At 66.6% G+C, this 1,162-nt stretch carries 1 protein-coding gene; it reads right to left on the reverse strand.

Annotated features, from left to right (window positions below):
• The coding region (locus A1351_RS03995) for a patatin-like phospholipase family protein (protein WP_064032292.1) at positions 1–1,137 on the reverse strand (1,137 nt) is incomplete at its 3' end.
• Between the last annotated feature and the right edge of the window lie 25 nt (positions 1,138–1,162).

The raw sequence follows: 1,162 nt of genomic DNA on the forward strand, positions 1-1,162 counted from the left end.
CTCGGTCGGCGGCGCCAGGATCTCGGGATGCGCGAGCGTGGTCAGCGCGTTTTCGTACCCGGTGCGCCAATGATCCTCCATCGTCTGGCGCGAAAACTCATAATCCTTGGATGCGCCTTCATAGGTAGGCGATCGATAGACGAGCTGGACGATGCTGTACGCCGCCGGGTCGGACACATCCGCCAGCAACCGCGCTTCTGGCGTCTCCCTCAACGCATCGGGCAGGTTCCGAAACAGCGTGTCGAACGCGGCGCGATAGGTCTGGATCTCACGGAACGCCTCGGTCGCCGCGCGGGTGCGGCTGGAGTATTGAATCTCCTTCATCCGCACAGCGACGGTCGCCAGATCGCGCGGGACCGTTCCGGCCGCGCTCCACAGGTCGATCTGGAAGATCAGCGTGTCGAGCCTAGACGGCGCCGACAGCACCCAGTCGAGGGGCGTGTTCGACACCATGCCGCCGTCCCAATACTGTTCACCGTCGATCTCCACCGCCGGAAAACCGGGCGGCAACGCACCCGACGCCATCACATGCTCGACCCGGATCGTATCGGTGGCGTTGTCGAAATAGGCGAAATTTCCGGTGCGAACGTTGACCGCGCCGACGCTGAACCGCATCGCGCGCGTATTGATCCGGTCGAAATCGATCAACCGCTCCAGCGTGGGGCGGAGCGCGGCGGTGTGGTACCAGCTCGTCGCGCCGACAGTGCCGCTGCGCTGGAGCGGCGGCGACGGGAAGCGGGGCGAAAAGAAACCTGGCACGCCGTTCATCAGCACGCCACCGGCCGCGAACTGGTTGACCACCCCGCGCACATGCTTCTCATGAACGAGGTGCGGCAGCCAGTCGGCCCAGCCGTTAAGCCCGGTCGACACGCCCTCCCAGAAAGCGCGCAGCCGATCCACCCGGTGTTCGGGCGCATTGCCGGCGATGATCGCGCTGTTGATCGCGCCGATCGAGATGCCGGCGACCCAGGTGGGTTCGATCCGGTGTTCGGCCAGCGCCTGATACACGCCGGCCTGATAGGCGCCAAGCGCGCCGCCGCCCTGCAACAGCAACGCGATGCTGGGAAACGGCGTCGCGGTGGCGCACGCCGTGGCGGCGGTCGCCCGCGCCTTGCGCCGGCTCGGCGCGTTACTCATGCTCTGGCGCCGGGACGTTGAAGCC

It is taken from the genome of Methylosinus sp. R-45379, from assembly GCF_001644125.1.
GTDB lineage: Bacteria > Pseudomonadota > Alphaproteobacteria > Rhizobiales > Beijerinckiaceae > Methylosinus.